Here is a 254-nt window from a genome sequence, read left to right as displayed (position 1 = left end):
CTTTTGCACCGATTTCTATAAGCTCCTCACACGTTAAATTCAGCTGCCAAATCTCATTTAATGTTAGTAGAGTTGTCGCGGCATTGGACGAACCACCACCCAAGCCTGCACCCATCGGCAAATGCTGATCTAGAGTAATTTGCACTGACGCTAGTTGCTTAGGTAGTTTGGTTGATTCTATGGCAAACGCTAGCAATGCGCGTGCGGCTTTAAAAATGAGATTGTCTTCAATGCTGACCGTTATTGCGTCTGCG

The 254-nt window shown here is 45.7% G+C and carries 1 protein-coding gene; it reads right to left on the bottom strand.

Translation table 11 applies throughout. The features are described from left to right. On the bottom strand, positions 1–254 hold a 254-nt coding region (locus tag AAEZ03_RS28225; protein ID WP_502947987.1), incomplete at both ends, for a GHMP family kinase ATP-binding protein.

This window comes from Pseudomonas sp. HY2-MNA-CIBAN-0224, assembly GCF_040310285.1.
Taxonomy (GTDB): Bacteria; Pseudomonadota; Gammaproteobacteria; order Pseudomonadales; family Pseudomonadaceae; genus Aquipseudomonas; species Aquipseudomonas helleri.
This window is presented reverse-complemented; position numbering and strand designations above follow the sequence as displayed.